16 protein-coding genes are annotated in these 22,591 nt (G+C 59.6%); 8 read left to right on the top strand and 8 right to left on the bottom strand.

Going from position 1 to position 22,591, the window contains the following annotated elements; all coding sequences use genetic code 11:
• The first annotated feature begins 143 nt into the window (after window positions 1-143).
• Genes LOY31_RS14285 through LOY31_RS14305 form a run of 5 tightly spaced genes read left to right on the top strand, consistent with a single transcriptional unit; the run spans window position 144 to window position 6,688 of the window.
• The gene (locus tag LOY31_RS14285) at window positions 144-3,635 is read left to right on the top strand and encodes a response regulator (protein ID WP_258713573.1); all 3,492 of its coding nucleotides are present in this window, start codon (window positions 144-146) and stop codon (window positions 3,633-3,635) included.
• Window positions 3,635-4,468 (top strand): protein-glutamate O-methyltransferase CheR, encoded by an 834-nt coding sequence (locus tag LOY31_RS14290; protein ID WP_085603817.1) that lies wholly within the window; start codon window positions 3,635-3,637, stop codon window positions 4,466-4,468. The genes LOY31_RS14285 and LOY31_RS14290 overlap by 1 nt, the downstream gene beginning before the upstream one ends.
• Window positions 4,465-5,058, top strand: a complete 594-nt coding sequence (locus LOY31_RS14295; RefSeq protein ID WP_221533319.1) for a chemotaxis protein CheB — start codon at window positions 4,465-4,467, stop codon at window positions 5,056-5,058. Before LOY31_RS14290 ends, LOY31_RS14295 begins: the two co-directional genes overlap by 4 nt.
• Window positions 5,052-6,266, top strand: a complete 1,215-nt coding sequence (locus LOY31_RS14300) for a hybrid sensor histidine kinase/response regulator (protein WP_221533318.1) — start codon at window positions 5,052-5,054, stop codon at window positions 6,264-6,266. The genes LOY31_RS14295 and LOY31_RS14300 overlap by 7 nt, the downstream gene beginning before the upstream one ends.
• A gap of 44 nt (window positions 6,267-6,310) precedes the next feature.
• Window positions 6,311-6,688, top strand: coding sequence for a response regulator (locus LOY31_RS14305; protein ID WP_007954537.1), 378 nt, complete (start codon window positions 6,311-6,313; stop codon window positions 6,686-6,688).
• A gap of 13 nt (window positions 6,689-6,701) precedes the next feature.
• Here LOY31_RS14305 and LOY31_RS14310 read toward each other — a convergent pair whose 3' ends face one another.
• From LOY31_RS14310 to LOY31_RS14320, 3 genes are all read right to left on the bottom strand, one after another.
• Window positions 6,702-8,372, bottom strand: coding sequence for an ATP-binding protein (locus LOY31_RS14310; RefSeq protein WP_221533317.1), 1,671 nt, complete (start codon window positions 8,370-8,372; stop codon window positions 6,702-6,704).
• Window positions 8,369-9,871 carry an ATPase domain-containing protein gene (locus tag LOY31_RS14315; RefSeq protein WP_085603805.1) on the bottom strand — a complete coding sequence of 501 codons (1,503 nt, stop codon included), beginning with the start codon at window positions 9,869-9,871 and terminating at the stop codon, window positions 8,369-8,371. Before LOY31_RS14315 ends, LOY31_RS14310 begins: the two co-directional genes overlap by 4 nt.
• A 129-nt stretch (window positions 9,872-10,000) precedes the next feature.
• Window positions 10,001-11,056 (bottom strand): tetratricopeptide repeat protein, encoded by a 1,056-nt coding sequence (locus LOY31_RS14320; RefSeq protein WP_085603802.1) that lies wholly within the window; start codon window positions 11,054-11,056, stop codon window positions 10,001-10,003.
• A 192-nt stretch (window positions 11,057-11,248) separates the two neighbouring features.
• Between LOY31_RS14320 and LOY31_RS14325 the strand changes: the two genes are divergently transcribed.
• From LOY31_RS14325 to LOY31_RS14335, 3 genes are read left to right on the top strand one after another with little or no spacing between them, the layout of a single operon-like run.
• The gene (locus LOY31_RS14325) at window positions 11,249-13,384 is read left to right on the top strand and encodes an FUSC family protein (protein WP_085603800.1); all 2,136 of its coding nucleotides are present in this window, start codon (window positions 11,249-11,251) and stop codon (window positions 13,382-13,384) included.
• Complete coding sequence (locus LOY31_RS14330; protein ID WP_039768281.1) at window positions 13,374-13,574, top strand: DUF1656 domain-containing protein; 201 nt, start codon at window positions 13,374-13,376, stop codon at window positions 13,572-13,574. The genes LOY31_RS14325 and LOY31_RS14330 overlap by 11 nt, the downstream gene beginning before the upstream one ends.
• A 4-nt stretch (window positions 13,575-13,578) precedes the next feature.
• Complete coding sequence (locus LOY31_RS14335; RefSeq protein ID WP_085603797.1) at window positions 13,579-14,559, top strand: HlyD family secretion protein; 981 nt, start codon at window positions 13,579-13,581, stop codon at window positions 14,557-14,559.
• A gap of 59 nt (window positions 14,560-14,618) precedes the next feature.
• On the opposite strand, the gene LOY31_RS14340 is transcribed toward LOY31_RS14335, so the two are convergent.
• From LOY31_RS14340 to LOY31_RS14360, 5 genes are all read right to left on the bottom strand, one after another.
• A complete protein-coding gene (locus LOY31_RS14340; protein WP_127798089.1) occupies window positions 14,619-16,040 on the bottom strand; it encodes an efflux transporter outer membrane subunit in 1,422 nt (473 codons plus the stop codon).
• Window positions 16,037-19,228, bottom strand: coding sequence for an efflux RND transporter permease subunit (locus LOY31_RS14345; RefSeq protein ID WP_258713574.1), 3,192 nt, complete (start codon window positions 19,226-19,228; stop codon window positions 16,037-16,039). Before LOY31_RS14345 ends, LOY31_RS14340 begins: the two co-directional genes overlap by 4 nt.
• A gap of 15 nt (window positions 19,229-19,243) precedes the next feature.
• Window positions 19,244-20,497 (bottom strand): multidrug efflux RND transporter periplasmic adaptor subunit MexE, encoded by a 1,254-nt coding sequence (gene mexE / locus LOY31_RS14350; protein ID WP_258713575.1) that lies wholly within the window; start codon window positions 20,495-20,497, stop codon window positions 19,244-19,246.
• A gap of 796 nt (window positions 20,498-21,293) precedes the next feature.
• Entirely contained in the window at window positions 21,294-22,028 is a 735-nt protein-coding gene (locus LOY31_RS14355) for an alpha/beta hydrolase (RefSeq protein WP_258713576.1), read from the bottom strand.
• A gap of 5 nt (window positions 22,029-22,033) precedes the next feature.
• Window positions 22,034-22,531 carry a PAAR domain-containing protein gene (locus LOY31_RS14360; protein WP_085603781.1) on the bottom strand — a complete coding sequence of 166 codons (498 nt, stop codon included), beginning with the start codon at window positions 22,529-22,531 and terminating at the stop codon, window positions 22,034-22,036.
• Window positions 22,532-22,591 lie beyond the last annotated feature (60 nt).

Raw genomic sequence — 22,591 nt, forward strand, 5'->3', positions numbered from 1 at the left:
ACGGGCGGGCAAGGATAACCGTTGGCCTGGGATTCGGCGCAGGCAATTGTGGGAAAACAGTACTAAAACTGTGAGAAAAATGGATCCATGCCGCCGTTTTGGGGCAAACTCCCTGGTTTTCAACAGTTCGACAAGGCTGCCACATGTCCTCTCCGTCTTCGGTTGATGAGCAACGGTTTCGCAAACTCCTGAGCCGCAACGTCAGTTTGCCGTTGGGCGTCGGCGTCGTCAGTGCCGTGTTCTTCATTTCGCTGATCACTTATCTGTTGTCCGTGATCCAGTGGGTGGAGCACACCGACCGGGTGATCAATAACGCCAACGAAGCGGTGAAACTCACCGTGGACCTGGAAACCGGCATGCGCGGGTTTCTGCTCAGCGGCGACGAGCATTTCCTCGACCCTTACGAGACGGCCAAGCCCCGGATTGCCGTGGCACTCAACACGTTGCTTGAGCTGACTGCCGACAATCCGGCGCAGACCGATCGCCTGCGTCGACTTCAGGCGCTGCAAACCGAGTGGGCGACGTATGCGCAATCGATGATCGATCTGCAACGGGCCAGTGGCGATTACAAGTCGGCGGTCAAAGCGGGGAAGGGCAAGCGCCTGACCGACGAAATACGTAAACAGTTCGAAGATGTGATTGAAACCGAACAGTTGCTGCGCGCCTCGCGCAACGAAGACGTTCGCCGCACCACGATCTGGAGCATCAGCCTTTATCTGCTGTTCGTGGCCGGCATCAGCGGTCTGCTGGCCTATGTCGGTCGACGCGATTTGCTCAACCTTTCGCAAAGTTATGGTGCGACCCTCGCGGCGCAAGAGGCCAGCGCCCTTCGTCTGGAACAGCAAGCGTGGCTGCGCAACGGTCAGACCCAGCTGGCAGAGCAAGTGCTGGGGCAACTGACGCTGAATCTGCTGGGACGCAATATCCTGCAGTTCTGCGCCCAATACCTGGGCACTGCGGTGGCCGCGCTGTATGTGCGCGAAGAACATGGCGGCCTCAAGCGCGTGGCAACCTACGGTTTCTCCCGCGAGCAGGAGCAACAGGATCAATCGATCTACAGCGATGAAGGCCTTGTTGGTCAGGTTGCCCAGCAGGCGCGGCTGATTCGTCTGGATTCGGTGCCGTCCGACTATTTCAAGGTCAGCTCCGGTCTGGGTGAAGGTCTGCCGCACAGCGTGCTGGTGGTGCCGACCAGCGATGACGATCGGGTCAACGGCGTGATCGAACTGGGTTTCCTGCGGCCGCTTACCGATCGCGATGTTGCACTGCTGGAGCTGATCGCCGGCAACATCGGCACCTCCATCGAAGCGGCGCGTTATCGCCAGCGCTTGCAGGAAGTACTGGCCGAAACCCAGCAACTCAACGAAGAGTTGCAGGTACAACAGGAAGAGCTGAAAACCGCCAACGAAGAGCTGGAAGAACAGTCGCGGATTCTCAAGGAGTCCCAGGCGCATCTGGAAACCCAGCAAGTCGAGCTGGAACAGACCAACGAGCAACTGGCCGAACAGGCCCAGACCCTGGCCGAGCAGCGCGACGCCATGGACCAGAAAAACACCGAGCTCAATCAGGCCCAGGTGCAGCTCGAAGAACGCGCCGAAGAGTTGCAGCGTTCGAGCAAGTACAAGTCCGAATTCCTGGCCAACATGTCCCACGAACTGCGCACGCCGCTGAACAGCTCGCTGATCCTGGCCAAGCTGCTGGCGGAAAACCCGCAGGACAACCTCAGCGCCGAGCAGGTCAAGTTTGCCGAGTCGATCTATTCCGCCGGTAACGATCTACTGAACCTGATCAACGACATTCTCGACATTTCCAAGGTGGAAGCCGGCAAGCTCGAAGTGATGCCGGAAAACACCAGTGTCGCGCGCCTGGCCGACGGCCTGCGCAGCGTGTTCGAACCGTTGGCGGCGGACAAGAAACTGACGTTCACCGTTGAGTTGCAGCCTGATGCGCCGATCACCCTGTTCACCGACCGCCAGCGTCTGGAGCAGGTGATCAAAAACCTGCTGTCCAACGCGGTGAAATTCACAGAACAGGGCACCGTCAGCCTGACCATCGCCGGCCAGCCGGACGACCGCATCGCCTTCATCGTGCGTGACTCGGGGATCGGGATTGCGCAGGATCAACAGGAAAGCATTTTCGAAGCCTTCCGTCAGGCCGACGGCACCACCAACCGCAAATACGGCGGCACTGGCTTGGGCCTGTCGATCTCCCGGGATCTGGCGACGTTGCTGGGCGGTTCGATCAGCGTCAGCAGCGCGCCGGGGCAGGGCAGTGCCTTCACGCTGGTGTTGCCGCAGCAATACAGCGAGCCGGGCGATACGCCGGTTATGCCGCTGACCTTCAGCCCGCCGGCTTCTACTCCGGTCATCGCGCCTGTCGCAGCGGTTTCGCCTCTGGCGCCTGTCGACATCCCGCGCTTCAACGATGACCGCAACAAGGCACCGTTCGCTACCCGTTGCATTCTAGTGGTGGAAGACGAGCCGAATTTCGCTCACATCCTTTACGACCTGGCCCATGAACTGGGTTATCAGTGCCTGGTCGCCCATGGCGCCGATGAAGGTTATGACCTGGCGAAAGAGTTCGTGCCGGACGCGATCCTGCTGGATATGCGCCTGCCGGACCATTCGGGCCTGACCGTCCTGCAACGCCTGAAAGAACACGCCGAAACCCGCCATATTCCGGTGCACGTGATTTCCGTGGAAGACCGCGTCGAAGCGGCGATGCACATGGGCGCCATCGGTTACGCCGTCAAACCGACCACCCGCGAAGAGCTCAAGGACGTGTTCGCCCGTCTCGAGGCCAAGCTGACCCAGAAGGTCAAACGCGTGCTGCTGGTCGAGGACGACGATCTGCAACGGGAAAGCATCGCCCGCCTGATCGGCGACGACGACATCGAAATCACCGCTGTGGGCCTGGCGCAAGACGCGCTGGAGCTGCTGCGCACGACGATCTTCGATTGCATGGTCATCGACCTGAAGCTGCCGGACATGCTCGGCAACGACCTGCTCAAGCGCATGTCCACCGAGGACATCTGCTCGTTCCCGCCGGTGATCGTCTACACCGGACGCAATCTGACCCGCGATGAAGAGGCCGACCTGCGCAAGTATTCGCGCTCGATCATCATCAAAGGCGCGCGCTCACCGGAACGTCTGCTGGACGAGGTCACACTCTTTCTGCACAAAGTCGAATCGCAGTTGTCCCATGAACGGCAGAAGATGCTCAAGACCGCCCGCAGTCGCGACAAGGTCTTCGAAGGTCGCAAAGTGCTGCTGGTGGACGACGATGTGCGCAACATCTTCGCCCTGACCAGCGCGCTGGAAACCAAGGGTGCAGTCGTGGTGATCGGCCGTAACGGTCGTGAAGCGATTGAAAAACTGAATGAAGTCGAGGACATCGACCTGGTGCTGATGGACGTGATGATGCCGGAAATGGATGGTTTTGAAGCCACCATGGAAATCCGCAAGGATCCGCGCTGGCGCAAGCTGCCGATCATCGCGGTGACGGCCAAGGCCATGAAGGACGATCAGGAGCGCTGCCTGCAGGCGGGCGCCAATGATTACCTGGCCAAGCCCATCGACCTGGATCGCCTGTTCTCGCTGATTCGCGTGTGGTTACCGAAGATGGAACGCATTTAGTGGAACGTAGTAATCCCGTTGAACGAAACAGTGAAATCGAACTGCGGTTGCTGATCGAGGCGATTTACCTCAAGTACAGCTATGACTTTCGCGATTACTCCGGCGCCTCGATCAAGCGCCGGGTGCAACATGCGTTGAGTCAGTTCGAGTGCGCGACCATCTCGGCCTTGCAGGAGAAAGTCCTGCACGACCCGACGGCGTTCATGCAGTTGCTGCAATTGCTGACGATCCCGGTCAGCGAGATGTTCCGCGATCCGTCGCACTTCCTGGCGATCCGCCAGGAGGTGGTGCCGCTGCTCAAGACCTATCCGTCGATCAAGATCTGGATCGCCGGCTGCAGCACCGGCGAGGAGGTCTACTCGATGGCGATCCTGCTGCGCGAAGAAGGTCTGCTCGACCGCACGATCATCTACGCCACCGACATCAACCCGCGCTCGCTGGACAAGGCCAAGCAGGGGATCTTTTCGATGGAGAACGTGCGCGCCTACACCGCCAATTATCAGCAGGCCGGCGGTCAGCGCTCGTTCGCCGACTACTACACTGCAGCCTATGGCTACGCGATTTTCGACAAGAGCCTGTGCGAGAACGTGACCTTCGCCGATCACAGCCTGGCGACCGATAGTGTATTCTCCGAAACTCAATTAATTTCGTGTCGTAACGTGTTGATTTACTTCAACAAAAAACTTCAGGATCGGGCGTTTGGGTTGTTCCATGAATCGTTGTGCCACCGTGGATTCCTGGTACTGGGCAGCAAGGAAACTCTGGATTTTTCCGGCTACTCCAACCAGTTCGAACCGCTGGTGAAACAAGAACGGATCTACCGCAAATCATGAACATTGCAGCGGATTTGCCTCGGGTCGAGGCGATTGTGGTCGGAGCTTCCGCCGGTGGCGTCGAGGCTTTGTTGACGATGCTCGGTTCACTGCGTGCCGGGTTCGGGCTGCCGATCATCATCGTCCTGCATCTGCCGGAAGAGCGCCGCAGTCAGCTCGCCGAGGTGTTTGCCCGGCGAGTGGCGCTACCGGTGGCAGAAGCCATCGACAAACAGGACATCACGCCCGGCACTGTTTATTTCGCGACGCCGGGTTATCACCTGTCGGTAGAGCAGGATTTCAGCCTGTCGCTGAGCCTTGAAGACCGTCTGCATCACTCGCGGCCTTCAATCGATTTTCTGTTCGAATCCGCCGCCGATGCCTACGGGCCGGCGCTGGCCGCCGTGTTGCTGACCGGCGCCAACCACGATGGCGCGCGGGGCCTGGCGCAGGTCAAACGCCAGGGCGGGCTGACCATCGTGCAGGACCCGGACGAAGCGCAGGTCGCGACCATGCCCCGGGCGGCGCTGAAGACGCATCAACCGGATTACATACTTCCCATCCACGGCATCGGCCGTCTGCTTGTCGAGCTGGAACGAATCGCATGCTGAGTAATATCCAGGCAAAACTGCTGATCGTCGACGATCTGCCCGAGAACCTGCTGGCCCTCGAAGCGCTGATCAAACGCGAAGACCGCACCGTCTACAAAGCGCTGTCGGCGGACGAAGCGCTGTCGCTGCTGCTGCAACACGAATTCGCCATGGCCATCCTCGACGTGCAGATGCCTGGCATGAACGGCTTCGAGCTGGCCGAGCTGATGCGTGGCACCGAGAAAACCAAGAACATCCCGATCATCTTTGTCAGCGCCGCCGGCCGTGAACTCAATTACGCGTTCAAGGGCTATGAAAGCGGTGCGGTGGATTTCCTGCACAAGCCGCTGGATATCCACGCGGTGAAGAGCAAGGTCAACGTCTTCGTCGACCTGTACCGCCAGAGCAAGGCGATGAAGCAACAGGTCGAAGCCCTCGAGCAGAGCCGTCGCGAGCAGGAAGCGCTGTTGCAGCAACTGCAAAGCACCCAGGGCGAACTGGAGCAGGCGGTGCGCATGCGTGACGATTTCATGTCGATCGTCGCCCACGAAGTGCGCACGCCGCTCAACGGCCTTATCCTCGAAACCCAACTGCGCAAGATGCACCTGGCCCGGGACAACGCCGCCGCATTCACCCTCGACAAGATGCACGCCATGGTCGACCGCGACGAGCGCCAGATCAAAAGCCTGATCCGCCTGATCGAGGACATGCTCGACGTGTCGCGGATCCGCACCGGCAAGCTGTCGATCCGACCGAGTCGCTTCGATCTCGCGCAACTGGTGAGCACTCTGCTGGAGAATTTCGCCCAGCAGATCGAAGCTGCCGAGACCGAAGTCAGCTTCACCGTGACCGAGCCGGTGGAAGGGCAGTGGGACGAGTTCCGTATCGAGCAAGTGGTGTCGAACCTGCTGACCAACGCCTTGCGTTATGGCGGCAAAAGTCCGATCCAGGTTCGGGTCTATCGCGAAGGCAATGAAGCCCGGGTCGAAGTTCAGGATCAGGGCATCGGCATCAGCGAGGAGAACCAGAAACGTATTTTTCAACAGTTCGAACGGGTCTCTGCCAAGACGGTGGTGGCCGGCCTCGGACTGGGTCTGTTCATTTCCGAGCAGATCGTCGCCGCCCATGGCGGCTCCATCGTCGTCGAAAGCAAGATCAACGAGGGCGCCCTGTTTCGCGTTTGTCTGCCGCTCCAGGAAAACGGCAAAACAAACGCAACCTCTGAGTGACCACACGGTCGTATCAGCAGCTATTGACCGAACAAAGGCTTCCCATGAGCGTAGATGCACAAGATGTAGTACTCGTCGTCGAGGACGAACCGGTGATCCTGATGGTCCTGACCGATTATTTGTCAGGCCAGGGCTATCGCGTATTGCAGGCCGAAAACGGCGAGCAGGCGTTCGAGATTCTGGCGAGCAAGCCGCATCTGGACATGTTGATTACTGATTTCCGCCTGCCTGGCGGGATCTCCGGCGTGCAGATCGCCGAACCCGCCGTCAAGTTGCGCCCTGATCTGAAGGTGATCTTCATCAGCGGTTATCCGCAGGAAATCCGCGAGACCGGCAGCCCTATTACCCGTCGGGCGCCGATCCTGGAAAAACCGTTCGATCTGGATGTGTTGCAGGAGAAGATTCAGGAATTGCTGGCCTGAGGCGTTAACCGCCTCAGCTCTTGATCATTTCCCGCACCTTCGCCGTCAACAGATCGAAGGTGAACGGCTTGGTGATCATCTGCATGCCTGGGTCGAGGAATCCGCCGCGCACCGCCGCGTGCTCGGCGTAACCTGTGATGAACAGGACCTTCAAGTCTGGCCGGTATTGCCGACCGATTTCCGCCAGTTGCCGACCATTCATGCCCGGCAGGCCGACATCGCTGATCAGCAGATCGATACGTTGCTCCGAATCCAGAATCGGCATGGCACCGTCAGCGTCGCCGGCTTCGACAAACCCGTAACCCAATTCACTCAATACCGCGCTGACCAGCACGCGCACGGCCGGGTCGTCTTCGACGATCAAGACGGTTTCGCCTTCCACGGCGTTCGGCGCCTGCTCCGTGTCCGCTGGCGCGTGAGGCAGTGATTCGCCCTGGAAGCGCGGCAGATAGAGTTTGACCGTGGTGCCCTCGTCGATTTTGCTGTCGATCGACACATGACCACCGGATTGCTTGCTGAACCCATAGATCATCGAAAGGCCCAACCCGGTGCCCTGGCCGATTGGCTTGGTGGTGAAAAACGGGTCGAACGCGCGATTGATCACGCTCTCCGGCATGCCGCAACCATTGTCGGTCACGCTCAATACGACGTAATCACCGGGCTCAAGATTGCTATAGGTCGCGGTGTAGTCGCGATCCAGCACCTGATTGCCCGTCTCGACCACCAGATTGCCGCCGTCGGGCATCGCGTCGCGTGCGTTGATCACCAGGTTGAGCAGGGCGCTTTCCAGTTGGTTGGGGTCGGCCTCGGCCACCCACAATTGTTCGTGCAGGCGCATGTCCAGTTGAATGCTTTCGTTGAGGCTGCGTTGCAGCAGTTCGCCCATCGACTGCACCAGCTCGTTCATCTGCACGGCTTTGGAGTCCAGCGACTGGCGACGGGAGAAAGCCAGCAACCGATGGGTCAGGCCGGCGGCGCGGTTGGCCGAAGTCACACCGAGGTCGATCAGGCTGTCGAGATCATCCAGGCGGCCACGGGCCAACCGACGGCGTAGCAATTCAAGACTGCCGATGATGCCGGTCAGCATGTTGTTGAAGTCGTGGGCGATACCGCCGGTGAGCTGGCCGACCGCTTCCATCTTCTGCGACTGGCGCAGGGCTTCTTCGTTGTGCCGTAGTTGCGCTGTGCGTTCTTCGACTTGCTGCTCGAGGGTTTCGAGGGTCGATTGCAGGCGTCGCTCGCTATTGCTCAGATCGATCAGGCGGTCGCGGGCCTCGTACTGTCGTCGTCGCCCGCGCAGGGCGGTGGAAATCAGGCTGACCAACGTTGCCGGATGAAAAGGGCGCTCAAGGAACGTCACGTTGCCCAGTAATTTGCTGAGCTGCGACGAAGGTCCTTGTCCGGATCCGCCGTGATGGGTGAGCAAGACAATTGGCAAGTCCGACCACGCCGGTTGTTGCTCCAGATACAGCAGCAGGCCTTCGAGTTCCGGACCATTCAGGGCCTCGGCCGCGATCAGCAGCAGCCCGGCGCCGGGTTCAAGTTCGGTGCACAGGGTGGCCAGATCGGGCGTGATCAGGCCACCGTAGCCGGCCTCGTTGAGGATCATCAGCGCAACCTGGCTGTCGCGACCCAGGGGCGCAAGGATCAGCGCCCGTTCCGACAGCGGTACGGTGACGGTCACAAGTTGTCATCCTTGAGCAGCGGGTTACTCGCGCCGAGGTAGGTGGGGACTCCGCGCAGCACACCCTGGAAGGCTTCCAGCGGTTCACCGATGGTCATGCCTTGCTTGGAAATGCGGTATTCACGAATGGTCGATTCATGGCTGCCGGTACGTTTCTTGATGATCGAAATCGCCCGGCGTACCTTGCCGAGGGCTTCGAAATAACGCAGCAGAATCACTGTGTCGGCGAGGTAGGTAATGTCTACCGGGGCCTGCATGTCGCCGACCAGTCCATGCTGGGCGACGGTCATGAACGTCGCGGCGCCCTTGCGGTTCAGGTACAGCAACAGTTCGTGCATGTGCAATACCAGCGCGTTCTCTTCCGGCATCGCGGCCTGATAGCCGTTGATGCTGTCGATCACAACGGTCTTGATGTCACCTTCATCGACGCAGCGTCGCACCCGGTGGGAAAACTCGCCAGGAGAAAGCTCGGCAGCATCCACCTGTTCGATCAGCAGATTGCCGGTGGCCTGCAGGGCCTTGAGGTCGATGCCAATGTTATTCATGCGCTCGAACAGCAGGCCCAGTTCTTCGTCGAAAATGAACAGCGCGGCCTTTTCACCACGCGCCACGGCGGCTGCCGCGAAAATCATGGTGATCAAGGATTTGCCGGTCCCCGCCGGACCCAGAATCAGCGTGCTGGAGCCGGTTTCGATACCGCCGCCGAGCAGGGCGTCCATTTCCTTGATGCCGCTGGACAGTTGCAGCCGTGGGTAATCGCCCCGGTGCTCGGCCGCCACCAGGCGCGGGAAGACGTGCACGCCATCGCCCATGATGGTGAAGTCATGGAAGCCTCCGCGGTATTTCTGGCCTCGGTACTTGATCACCCGCACGCGACGGCGTTCGGCGCCATAGTTGGGGGTCAGTTCTTCGAGGCGGATCACGCCGTGCGCGACACTGTGCACGGTTTTGTCGAGGGATTCGGTGGTCAGGTCGTCCAGCAGCAATACCGTGGCGTCGTAGCGCACGAAATAATGCTTGATCGCCAGGATCTGTCGACGGTAGCGCAGGGAGCTTTGCGCCAGCAGGCGGATTTCCGAGAGGCTGTCGAGCACAACCCGCGTGGGTTTGAACCGCTCGACCACTTCGAAAATCTGCTTGGTCGCTTCGCCCAGTTCAAGATCCGAGGAGTACAGAAGGCTCTGATGATGCTCGGCGTTGAGCAGGCTTTCGGGCGGCGTCAGCTCGAAAATTTCGATGTTTTCGTTCAGTTCCCAACCGTGGGACGCCGCGCCCTGGCGCAATTCGCGCTCGGTTTCGGACAGCGTGATGTACAACGAACGTTCGCCGGCACGGGCGCCGGCCAGCAAAAAATGCAACGCGACTGTGGTTTTACCGGTTCCAGGCTCGCCCTCCAGCAAGAAAACATGACTGCGGGACAAACCACCAGCCAGGATATCGTCGAGACCCTCGATGCCGGTGGCGGCTTTTGCACTGATCAACGCGTTCGATGTAGACAAAAAATGCCCTCTCATGACTAGGGGAAACGCGGCAGCGGGCGCCGGACGCCGTTTTGGCACTGCCTGTTTACTTGACCTTTTGCCGTGGCGACGGTTCCGATTTTCTTGCGGGATGTGTCGCGAAGGCCGCTAGAGACCTTGCTGCAAAGAGGGATCGTCCGGGTTCATCTGTTCGAGCTGCGCCAGCAGAATCTGCACGTTCTGCAACTGACCGCTTTCTTTCCAGTAGTTGATCAGCAACACCCGCGCCTTACGATCGGCAGGATGACGCTGGACGATTTCCTGCAACTGCTTTTGCGCCGCTTCCAGTTCTTCGGCGCTGTGCAGGGTCGTGGCGAGGTCGTAGCGATAGTCCTTGTTATCGGGCTCGAGCTCCACGGCTTTGGACAAACCGAGCAGGGCGTACTCGCGTTGATCGTGGTGCAGCAGCCAGAGGCCCAGCGCGTGTTGCAGATAAGCCGAATCGGGTTGGGCCTTCAATTGTCGGGCGAGCAATTGCCGCGCGGCATCGCTCTGGCCTTGGCGGTCGAGTACTTCGATCTGCATCACCAGCGCCGGCAGGTTGCCCGGGTCGAGGCGCAGGGTTTGTTCCAGCGCTTCCTGCGCCTGTTTCAATTCGGCATTGTGCAGATACAGGCGCGCCAGTTGCGCATAGTTGGCGGCGCTTTCCGGCTGGGCCTTCAGCGCCTGTTCCCACACGTCGATGCCTTGCTGGAGCGGCGCGAAATACAAGCCCAGTTGATCCGGAGACAAGCCGAGCAGGGCGTTGATCGCGGCGAAGCGGACGGTTTGATCTTCATCGTCGAGCAACGGACCCAGCAGCAGGCTGCGCTGCCCGCCCGGCACCAGGCCGGTCACGCTTTTGATTGCTGCCAGCCGCACATCCGGCGACTCGTTTTGCAGATCGGCGTCCGCCAGCTTCAAGGCCTGCGGGCTTGGGTAATTGGGCAACTCGGCATGCAGCCAGACACGCCGTTTGACCGACAGATCCGGACGCCCCAGTTGCTGATACAAAACCCGCGCGGCACCCGGTTGGCCAGCCCGAGCGGCGGCCAGCGCTTCGCTGTACCCATGCTTGATCGCTTCCGGCACCACGGGCGCGGTACTGCGCAATGACAGCCAGGCCACGAAGAGGACCAGCACAAGGCCGAGGCTGATGAGCAAATAGCGGCGAGACTGAGGCATGCGAATTTCCGAAACTTTCGTTTTGTAGCGGAGGTCGCAAGCTTCTGTCAGCTCGCGCCGTGAGTCAAACCCTCTGCCCGATATGGCCTACTACAGGCGTTGAATCGACCTACAACTCGTGTCGACCCTGTTCGCCGTCATGCCCTCCTTGCAGTGTCTACGCTTGCAGAAGTTGTTTCGAAGAGGCTACCCATGCAATCCCTGCTTATTTATTTCAAGGCGGTGATCCACCCCAGCCAGGCAGTGCTGCTGTTTGGTTTGCGCACCATTGCCGCCGGATTGCTGACCTTGTATCTGGCGTTCCTGTTCGATCTGGATCAACCGAAGTGGTCGATCATGGCCGTCGTTATCATCAGCCAGCCACTCGCCGGGATGGCGCTGGCACGCAGCTTCGGGCAAATCATCGGCACGACCCTCGGTGCGGCGGTGGCGGTGCTGCTGATGGCGATTTTCCCCCAGGCGCCGTTGCCGTTCATCACGACTCTGGCGCTATGGCTGGCCCTGTGCACAGCCGGCGGCACGTTGTTGCGTTACACCAGCTCCCAGGCGTTCGTGCTTAGCGGGTACACCGCCGTGGTGGTGGCGCTATTGGCGATTCCGGATCAGGACGGCACCTTTCTGCTGGCGGTCACCCGGGTTACCGAAACCTTGCTGGCGGTAGCGTGCGTATGCGTGGTCAGCCTGCTGACGGCGCGGCCAGAGGCGGTATCGCGCAACTATTTCGCGAAGGTCGATCAGGTGATCAAGCTCGCCGCCACCCATGCCGCCGCTGTGCTTCGCACCGAAGAAAGCGACGCGGACTTTCAGCGCCGGCAAATGCAGCTGCTGGGGGAAATCAGCGCCCTTGAAGGGCTGCGCCGGCATTTGTATTTCGACGCTCCGCGCCTGCGCAGTGCCAACAATCTGGTGCTGTTGCTGGGCAATCAGCTGATGCTGCTGACTTCGCGCCTGACCGCTTTGCGCCACCAGCGGGAATTGCTCACCGAACGCTGGGAGGGCGATCTGCCGCTGGACATCCAGCAACTGCGCGCCGAGGAGCTGGCACTTCTTGATCAGCTCGCACAGCAAGGGCGCTCATTGCCGGCCGAGGTTCGGCACCAGTTCATCGCGCTGCAACAGCAATTCGAAGCGCTCGCCTACAAGGCCGAACAACTGACGGAAGACATGAGTGCAACCCTGCGCTCGCTGGCCTGGGCATTGCGCTGGGAACAGGCGCGGCTGTTGCAGCAGCTGGAGCAGATTCTCGAACTGAGCGACGCGATACAGGAAGGGCGGGAGGCCAGCTGCATGTTCCGTGGCCAGTCCAGCCCCTTGCACCTGGATTTTACCCTCGCGACGATGAACGCCATCCGCGCCTTCAGCGCGTTGCTGGTGGCCGGGTTGATCTGGATCGAAACCGCTTGGGACGGCGCGCGGGGCGGGATGATTCTGGTGGGGATTCTGTGTTCGTTGATGGCGACATTTCCACGTCCTTTAATTGCCGCGCAGAGTTACGCCCGAGGGCTGGGACTGGCCTTGTTGGTGTCGGCGTTCTATCAATTCATGCTGGTTCCGGCGATCAGCGATTTCGAAATGTTGGCCTTGTTGCTCGCGCCTTTGCTGTATGTGATCGCGGTCGGACTGTCCAGCCCGGCCACTGCCGGTATCGGAATGGGGCTGGGGCTGTCGAGTTTCCTGATGCTCGGTCCGCAGAACGTCGGCACCGGGCAGAACACCGCCATTCAATGGTTCGAATTCGCCGGAGCCTATGTCAGTGCAGCGATGCTGGCTCTGATTGTCTATGCCTGGATCTTCCCGTTCCGCCCGGCCTTTCGAATCAGGCGCTTTTATAACGAGGCGCGGGAGCAGGTCTACCAACTGACCAAGAGTCCGGCCACCGATGAACAGCAATTCGCCTTCGAAAGTCGAATGGTCGATCGCCTGACCTCGATGCTGGGCGTGCTGCCGGCCGCCAATGATCGGGATATGCAGCGTTTGTATGAAATCAGTCTCGCCTGTGTAGCGCTGGGCGTGGCCATGCACCAGCTCAGGCAACAGGCACAGAACAATACTCTGCTCACTGACGCATTCGGTCGGCAGCTGTCGACGGCATTGCGTCAGACCGGCCGTTTCGTCGCCGGCCGACCGGACGTGCGCCTGACACCGTTGCTGACTACGCTGCATGCGCTCGGCGATGAGCTGGATGCCTTGCATGTCGCCACCCATGAGCACTTGTGGTCGGTGTTTCGCATGCGTGTGGCCCTGTTGATCGTGGTGTCGTTTCTGGAGCGACATGGCGAGCATTTGCAGCCCAACCGTCCTGAAGGAGAACCCGTCCTTGCCCATTGATTTCGAGATCGGCGGCGTTTACCTGCCACCCATCGCCCAGGCTTTGTTACTGGCCATACCGGTTTTTCTGCTGCTCGACTGGGGTTTGCGCCGGCTTGGCGTCCTGCGTTTTGTCTGGCACGAGGCGCTGTTCGAAGGCGCCTTGTACGCCTGTGTATGCGCCGCATTGATATTGCTGATGGGAGCCTGAAACCTTGAAGACGTTGCTCACTCGATTGACGACATTGGCGGTGGTGCTGCTGGCAATCGTGCTTGGCTGGTTCGCCTGGGAACATTACACCCGGGCCCCGTGGACGCGGGATGCGCGGGTGAGGGCGGATGTGGTGACGCTGTCGGCGGATGTTTCGGGCCGCATCGTCACACTGGCGGTGCAGGACAACCAGCATGTCGACAAGGGCCAGTTGCTGCTTGAGATCGATCCGGCGCGCTACAGCCTCGCCGTCGAGCATGCGAAGCGCTCGGTGGAGGTCTCAAAGGCCACGCTCGGGCAGTCGCAAGCGGCGATTGTCGCCAGCGAGGCATTGCTCAAACAACGCCAGAGTGAAGAGCGCCGGCGACGTACGCTCAAGCAAGGATTCGCGATTTCCGGTGAGGAGTGGGAGAAGTCCAGCACCGACGTGGCGGTGGCCCAGGCCGATCTGTTACGCAATCAGGCGAATCTCGGTCTGGCCGAAGCCAACGTGCAACTGGCGATTGCCGCGCTGACCCAGGCAGAACTGGATCTGCAACGCACCCGTGTCGAAGCGCCGGTCAGCGGTTATGTCACCAATCTGCTGACCCGTCAGGGGGATTACGCGGTGGCCGGCGGCGCGTTGCTGGCGCTGGTGGACAGTAGCTCCTTTTACGTCAGCGGCTATTTCGAGGAAACCAAACTGCCACGGATCGAGGAGGGTGATCGGGTGCGGATCGAATTGATGAGCGGGGAAAAATTCGGCGGCACCGTGCAAAGCATCGCCTTTGCCATTGCTGACCGGGAAAATGCGCCGGGCAGTCGATTGCTGGCCAACATCAACCCCAGCTACACCTGGGTGAAACTGGCGCAACGAGTACCCGTGCGGATCGGCATCGATCCCGATTACGCGGGCAAGGACCGACTGAGAGCCGGCACTACCGCCACGGTCACCGTGCTGGAAAACCATGAAAGACAGGTACAAAAAAGCCCCGCGACCGAATGATACGCGGGGCAAAAAATTTGGTTGGTTGCGGCCAACCAAAGGAGCTCTTTAAAAAACTGTTACTTGCTGGCGACCGTCTCTGGCTGCCAACCGCCACCTAGGGCCTTGTAGATCGCGACGATGCCGCGATACAGATCCACTTCGGCCTGGGCCTGGCTGTCTTCGGCGTTCAAACGTTCACGCTGGGCGTCGAGCAACACCAGGAAATCGGTGGTGCCTTCGCGGTAGCGAATCTCGGCGAGGTCGGCAGCCTTGCGGCTCGACTCGCTCTGACGGATCAACGAGATCAGACGTTGCTGACGCTTGCCGTAATCACTGAAGGCGTTTTCCGACTCTTCCAGCGCGAGCAATACTTGCTGCTCGTAGGTCGCCAGTGCGCCTTCGGCATCGGCATCGGCGCCACGCAAACGGGCCCGCACGCTGCCAAGGTCAAACGCTGCCCAGGTGATGCTCGGGCCCAGAGCCCAGGCGTTGGCCGCCGAGGAACCGATCTGCGAACCACGCCCGGCCGTCCAGCCGAGGAAACCGCTGAGGCTGACCCGAGGAAACAGGTCGGCCTTGGCCACACCGATACGTGCCGTGGCCGACGCCAGTTTGCGTTCGGCGCTGAGGATGTCCGGACGACGCTGCAGCAGTTCGCCCGGATCACCGATCGGCAAGGCCTTGGCAATCGCCGGCAGGTCTTTCGGGCTCAGGTCGACGGTCAGTTTGTCCGGACGCTCACCCAGCAGGGTAGCGATGCGGTTTTTCTGCCGGGCCTGTTCCGCCTGCAACTGCGGCACACTGGCTTCGACCGACGCCAGACGGGCATCGGCCCGTTCAACATCGAGCTGATCACCAACGCCGGCGTCACGCAGGCTGATGGTGATCTTGCGCGACTCCTGCTGGTTGTTCAGGTTGGCCAGGGCGATCTTTTCCCGCAATTGAGCGCCGCGCAGTTGACCGTAAGCGTCCACCAGTTCGGCAATCATGGTGACTTGCAGTTGGTACAGATCGGCTTCGGCCGCTTGCTGGTCGGCGTCGCTGGCTTCCAGATTGCGCTGGATGCGTCCGAACAGATCCAGCTCCCAGGCCATGTCCAGCCCCAGGTCATAGCGCTCGCTATTGACCCGGTTGGTGGTCTGGCCCGGGATCTGACCTTTGGCCAGATCGCTGCTGGCGCGGCTGGTGATGGTCGGCATCGCGTCGTTGCTGGCGTCGTCGCGGATCGCCCGGGCGGCTTTCCAGCGGGCGAACGCCACGCGCAATTCACGGTTGCCTTGCAGCGATTGGGTCACCAACTGGTTGAGAGTCGGATCGTCGAACTGCTGCCACCAGATGCCTTCGAATTTCGAACGGTCGAAGTTCTTCTGGCCGGCGGCGCCGTCGGTGGCGGACGTGATGTTCGCCGCCTCCGTCGTCGGGGTCTTGTAGTCAGGGCCGACGGCGCAGGCACTCAGGGCCAGCACCAGCAGGCTCGGCAGGAAGACTTTCAGACTCATTGGTGCGCCTCCAGTGGCTTTTGAAGATTGTTCGCCTTGGCCGCTTTGCGCGCTTCGCTACGCTCCACGAAATTGCGGATCAGCACATAGAACACGGGGGTCAGCAGCAGACCGAAGAAGGTCACACCGAGCATCCCGGAGAACACCGCCACACCCATGGCGTGACGCATCTCGGCACCGGCACCGCTGGAGAACACCAGTGGCACCACACCCATGATGAACGCGAACGAAGTCATCAGGATCGGCCGCAGACGCAGACGGCAGGCTTCCAGTACGGCGGCCAGCGGATCGAGGCCTTCTTCCTGCTTATCCTTGGCGAACTCGACGATCAGAATCGCGTTCTTACACGCCAGGCCCACCAGTACGATCAAGCCGATCTGGGTGAAGATGTTGTTGTCGCCGCCAGAGATGATCACACCGGTGATGGCCGACAGCAGGGTCATCGGTACGATCAGGATCACCGCCAGTGGCAGGCTCCAGCTTTCGTATTGAGCCGCGAGCACCAGGAATGCCAGCAGTACGCAGAGCGGGAACACGAACAGCGCGGTGTTGCCGGACAGAATCTGCTGGTAGGTCAGGTCGGTCCACTCGTAGGTCATGCCGTTCGGAAGTTCATCCTTGAGCAGTTTCTCGATGGCTTTTTCGGCCTGGCCAGAGCTGTAGCCCGGAGCTGCCGCACCGTTGATCTCAGCGGTGATGAAGCCGTTGTAGTGCATCACGCGATCCGGGCCCGAGGTGTCGCTGACCTTGATGAAGGTCGCCAGCGGGATCATTTCGCCTTTGTTGTTGCGTACTTTCAGCTGGCCGATCTGGTCGGATTCGAGGCGGAACTGTTGCTCTGCCTGAACGTTGACCTGATAGGTACGACCGAAGCGGTTGAAGTCGTTGGCATACAGCGAACCCAGGTAGATCTGCAGGGTGTCGAAGATGTCGCTGACGGCCACGCCGTGGGTCTTGGCTTTTTCGCGGTCGATGGCGGCATCGACCTGCGGCACGTTCACGGTGTAGCTGGTGAACAGGTTGGCCAGTTCCGGAACGTTATGGCTCTTGGCAATAATGTTCATGGTTTCCTTGTACAGCTCTTCGTAGCCCAGGTTGCCCCGGTCTTCGATTTGCAGGCGGAAACCACCAATGGTGCCCAGGCCTTGTACCGGCGGCGGCGGGAAGATCGCCATGTAGGCTTCCTGAATCCCGGCGTACTGGCCGTTCAAGGCACCGGCAATCGCACCGGCGGACATGCTCGGGTCTTTACGCTCGTCGAACGGTTTCAGGGTCACGAACACGATGCCGGCGTTCGGGCTGTTGGTGAAGCCGTTGATCGACAGGCCCGGGAACGCTACGGCGCTTTCCACGCCAGGCTGTTTCAGTGCCAGGTCGGACATGCGTTTGATCACGTCTTCGGTACGGTCCAGGCTCGCGGCGTCCGGCAGTTGCGCGAAGGCCACCAGGTATTGCTTGTCCTGGCCGGGTACGAATCCGGTCGGCGTACTGGAGAAACCGAAGAAGGTCAGCACCATCAGGCCTGCGTACAGGAAGAGGGCGATGCCGCTGCCACGGATAACCCGGCGCACGGTGCCGACGTAGCCATGACTGGCACGGTCGAAGAAACGGTTGAACGGACGGAACAGCCAGCCACCGAAGATCTTGTCCAGCACTCGCGAGAAGCGGTCTTTCGGTGCGTCGTGACCTTTAAGCAACACAGCGGCCAGCGCTGGCGACAGGGTCAGCGAGTTGAAGGCCGAGATCACGGTCGAGATCGCGATGGTCAGTGCGAACTGCTTGTAGAACTGACCAGTGAGGCCCGAGATGAATGCCGCCGGTACGAACACCGCACACAGCACCAGCGCCGTGGCAATGATCGGGCCGGTCACTTCGCCCATGGCCTTTTTGGTCGCATCGAAGGGGTTGAGCCCCAGTTCAATGTTCCGCTCGACGTTCTCAACCACCACGATGGCGTCGTCCACCACGATACCGATCGCCAGTACCAGGCCGAACAGCGACAGCGCGTTGAGCGAGAAGCCGAACAGGTGCATCACCGCAAACGTACCGATCAACGATACCGGCACCGCCACCAACGGAATGATCGAGGCGCGCCAGGTCTGCAGGAACAGAATCACTACCAGAACCACGAGAATCAGTGCTTCGAAGAGGGTGTGAACCACCGCCTCGATGGAGCCGCGCACGAAGATCGTCGGGTCATAGACGATGCTGTAGTCCATGCCTTGCGGGAAGCTTTTCTTCAGTTCTTCCATCTTGCCGCGAACTTCGTTCGAGATTTCGATGGCGTTGGAGCCAGGGCGCTGGAAGATCGGGATCGCTACGGCCGGCTGATTGTTCAGCAACGAACGCAGGGCGTATTGGCTAGAACCCAGTTCGACGCGGGCGATGTCCTTCAGGCGGGTGATTTCACCATTGTCACCGGCGCGAATGACGATGTTCTCGAACTCTTCCTCGGTGACCAGGCGGCCCTGAGTGTTGATCGACAACTGGAAGCTTTGCGCAGTCGGGGCAGGGGGCGCGCCCAACTGGCCGGCGGCCACCTGACGGTTCTGTTCGCGAATGGCGGTGACCACATCAGTCGCGGTCAGATTGCGCGAAGCGGTCTTGTTCGGGTCGAGCCATACACGCAGCGAGTAGTCGCCCATACCGAACAGCTGCACGTCACCGACACCGCCGAGGCGAGCGAGCTCGTCCTTGATGTTGAGGATCGCGTAGTTGGACAGGTACAGCATGTCGTAGCGCTTGTCCGGCGAGGTCAAGTGCACAACCATGGTCAGGTCGGGCGAAGCCTTGTCGACGGTGATACCGATGCGCGTCACTTCTTCTGGAAGTTTCGGCTCGGTACGAGTCACGCGATTCTGAACTTGCACCTGCGCGTTATCCAGGTCAGTGCCCAGAGCGAAGGTGATAGTCAGGGTGATCTTGCCGTCAGCGGTGGATTGCGAGGACATGTACAGCATGTTCTCGACGCCGGTGATGGCTTGCTCCAGCGGAGCCGCCACGGTTTCACCGATGACTTTTGGGTTGGCGCCCGGGAAGTTGGCACGCACCACCACGGTCGGTGGCACGACTTCCGGGTATTCGCTGATCGGCAGCTGGAACAGCGAAATCGCACCGGCGATCAGGATCAGCAGCGACAGCACCGCTGCGAAGATCGGCCGTGAAATGAAGAATTGGGAAAAATTCATCGGAGTTGTCGTCCCTTAACCGCGTGGGGTCGCAGCAGCCAGTTTCACAACCGAACCCGGCGCGCCTTTGGCAGGTGCGACTTTGGGCAGGTTGCTGGCTTCCAGCGCTTGTCGTTGTTGAGCGAGAGCGGCAATGGTTTGCTCGCTGGCCATCGGGATCACTTCAGGCGAAACCGGGGAGCCAGGGCGAACCCGTTGCAGACCCTTGACGATGATCGTGTCGTCCTTGTTCAGGCCGCTGCGCACGATACGCAGGCCTTCGATCTTCGGCCCGAGCTCGACGGCGCGGTAGACGGTCTTGTTGTCGCCATCCATCACCAGCACGAACTTCTTGCCGAGGTCGGTACCGACCGCTTCATCGTTGATCAACATCGCGTTGTAGGTGCCGCTGCCGACCAGTTTCAGTCGTGCATACAGACCCGGGGTGTAGGTGCCGTCGCTGTTGTCGAACACGGCGCGACCACGGATGGTGCCGGTTTTCGGGTTGACCTGGTTGTCGACGAAGTTCATCTGGCCCAGGTGCGGGTTGCCGTCTTCATTGGACAGGCCCATGTACACCGGAGTGGTTGCACCGCGCTGACCCTGACGGGCGAGTTGGGTGTATTTGAGGAACACACGCTCGTCGGCGTCGAAATAGGCGTAGACCTTGTCGGTGGAAACCACGCTGGTCAGCGCAGTGGTGTCGGCGGTCACCAGGTTGCCGGCGGTGATCTCGGCACGGCTGACGCGGCCGCTGATTGGCGCGGTGACGCGGGTAAAGCTCAGGTTCAGTTTGGCCAGATCCAGTTGCGCTTGCAGCGCGCCGACAGCAGCACGGGCTTCTTGGGCAGCGCTGGTGCGCGAGTCGGCCAGTTCGGCGGAGATGGCGTTGCTGGCACGCAGGCGTTCGCCACGGCCGGCTTCGTTTTCACTGCGGGTGGCATTGGCGCGGGATTGGGCTACCAGAGCTTCGAGGCGGCGGACCTCGGCCTGGAACGGACGCGGGTCGATCTGGAACAGCAGGTCGCCTTTCTTGACCAGCGCACCTTCGGTGAAGGCGACTTCGTCGATCTGGCCGGAGACCCGCGGACGGATTTCAACGGTTTCCGGCGCCTCGAGACGCCCGGTGAATTCGTCCCACTCGTTGACCGGTTGTTCCAGCACCTTGGCCACGCTGACTTTGGCAGCAGGCATGGTGGCGGCGGTTTCCGGAGTCTTGCCGCAGGCGCTCATCACCAGCACGGCCAACATAGCCAACGGGAAGCGCAAATGTTTGAGTGATTGTTCCATGGATGCATCCGCCAATGTATTGAAGATGGGCGGATGATGCTCGGCGGGTAGATGGCAAACGAATCGAATGACACGAAGGTAACTATCATTCGGAATGATATAAGCCCGAGGGAAGCCCTCTAGCATGCACCTTTCGTTAGGGGGCTATCAATTGGTTTCAGGGCAATTCTCTGTTACCTGAGACGCAAAGGTCGGTTGTGAAACTGTACGGTGGTGATTACGCGAGGATTAAAAATGCCGACCCCGCCTTGCGACAGGGCCGGCAATAGACCTTCGATTAGCGTCTATCTGAAAATCTGCTCAATCATAACCCTGGACGGAATCAATAGCGTATTCGAGTAATAGGCTTCGTACCCATAGGCGGTTATCCGAACTTTGCATGGGATCGAATTTTGCGACTCGAGCAACGGCTTGATGGCGTCATAGTCATTCAAGTCGCGTTGAGTTCCATTCGGGTTGGTGTAGTAAAAGATGAGTTCGGAGGAAAACTTGTAATTGGGTTTGGTTTGACTGCTGGCGATTACTCGCCCTTCAGCTTTTACGGCAATTGGATGCTCGGATGAGAACTCCGTGTCTCGATTCAGGGAGCAAATCAGGGTCGGTGAGAGCTGATTGGACTGTTCGTAATCACTGAAAGCGTTCTGCAAATCCACAGTGGAGCTGAAGTGTGCCGTGAACAGATTACTGGAACCCATTCTGAAGGACGATAACGTGAGATCGGCCGGTGGAATGCTGGCCGTTTTGACACAGCCACTACAGAGAAGCAATGCAAGGTAAATGACACCGCGTAGTCCGTTCATTGGCCGAAGATACCGTTGATTGAATCAAAAATCAGATCGCAGGCGGACTTGGCCCCTTGAACAGGCTCAATAAACATCCAGTCAGCCGAGGCATGGTGTCGATCAATGGTTTTATTGACGGTCGGACCTGCCTCGATTATCCAGCGCTCCCCGAAATCAGCGACGCCATCAGAATTATCAGGCTTGCTGGCATTCGCCCGGATGTTGATCCATGTTTCAGCGACAGGTGTTGGTTCAGAAAAGTAGATGTCGGAACCCAGCCATACAAAAAAACCTTCACCCACTGGATCGAGCGTCACCAAAAATTTAATGGTGTAACCGGCCTCGGACAGGATCTGCGACAGATGTGCGCCATTCCATCCACCGAGGCTATGACCAACGATGTAAACCGGACAGGATTTACTGGGTATGTTGTCTATAAAGTGAGTCTGAATGTCGCCGGAACCCCTTGCGTCCTTATAGCTTTTTGGGAGTCCGGTATATTTCGTCTTCAGCTTTTTGTTGCCGGCGATTTTTGCATCGAGCAGTTTTTGGGCGTCATCGATATTGTGGAAAGCTCCCTGGAAATAGTATTTCTCCTGGTCGGCAGCTCCACCAATGAAAAAGACGATAGCCTTCTTCGCTGGAACGGGGGCCGTCTTTACAGTCTGATCTTTCACGACTGTCAATGTCGGTGTGACGGACAGGCTTGCGGTATTGCCATTGGGAAGTTTGATTTGCTCTGCCGGCATGGTTGTCAATCTTCCAAAAACAGTTTTATGGTTTCTGCCAAGTGTGAACTCACGACGTGTGTGAATCCCGACGCATCACTGGTTCCATACTCGAAGCTGCCATCAGCACGCTGAATCGCGTAACCATGATTGGGCATCGGTTCACCGGTGCTTTCGTCGATCAATTTGATCTTGTCGCTGAAGTGCACAGGCATCGGTAGCAGGCCGCTGAAAGGTGCCGGGACGAATGTGTCTCCGATGATGACTGTTCCGGAACCACCCACAACCACATTGCCGTGCCCGCCCGTGCTGTCTTTCGTCGCAGCGTTCAAACCATTGATAAAAACCGTTGCACTGACGCCTCCGGTGATGGGGCTACCGCAAGCGGACTTGTCGCCCATCCGGGCCGCAGCAAGCCCGTCAAAGTTGACATTGGGCGAGCCACTGGCGATCGGATTTGTTCCATGTCCCGGTAGAGGGCAACTAGTGGGATCTGTCAGGCGTGCAGCAGGTTTTCCGCTCATGTGAAGTTCCGTTTCAATATTTCAGACCAAGCAACTGCGACGGTTGCGCGTGTTCGCTTT

This window comes from Pseudomonas sp. B21-021 (assembly GCF_024749205.1).
In the GTDB taxonomy this organism is placed as follows: Bacteria; Pseudomonadota; Gammaproteobacteria; order Pseudomonadales; family Pseudomonadaceae; genus Aquipseudomonas; species Aquipseudomonas paraglycinae.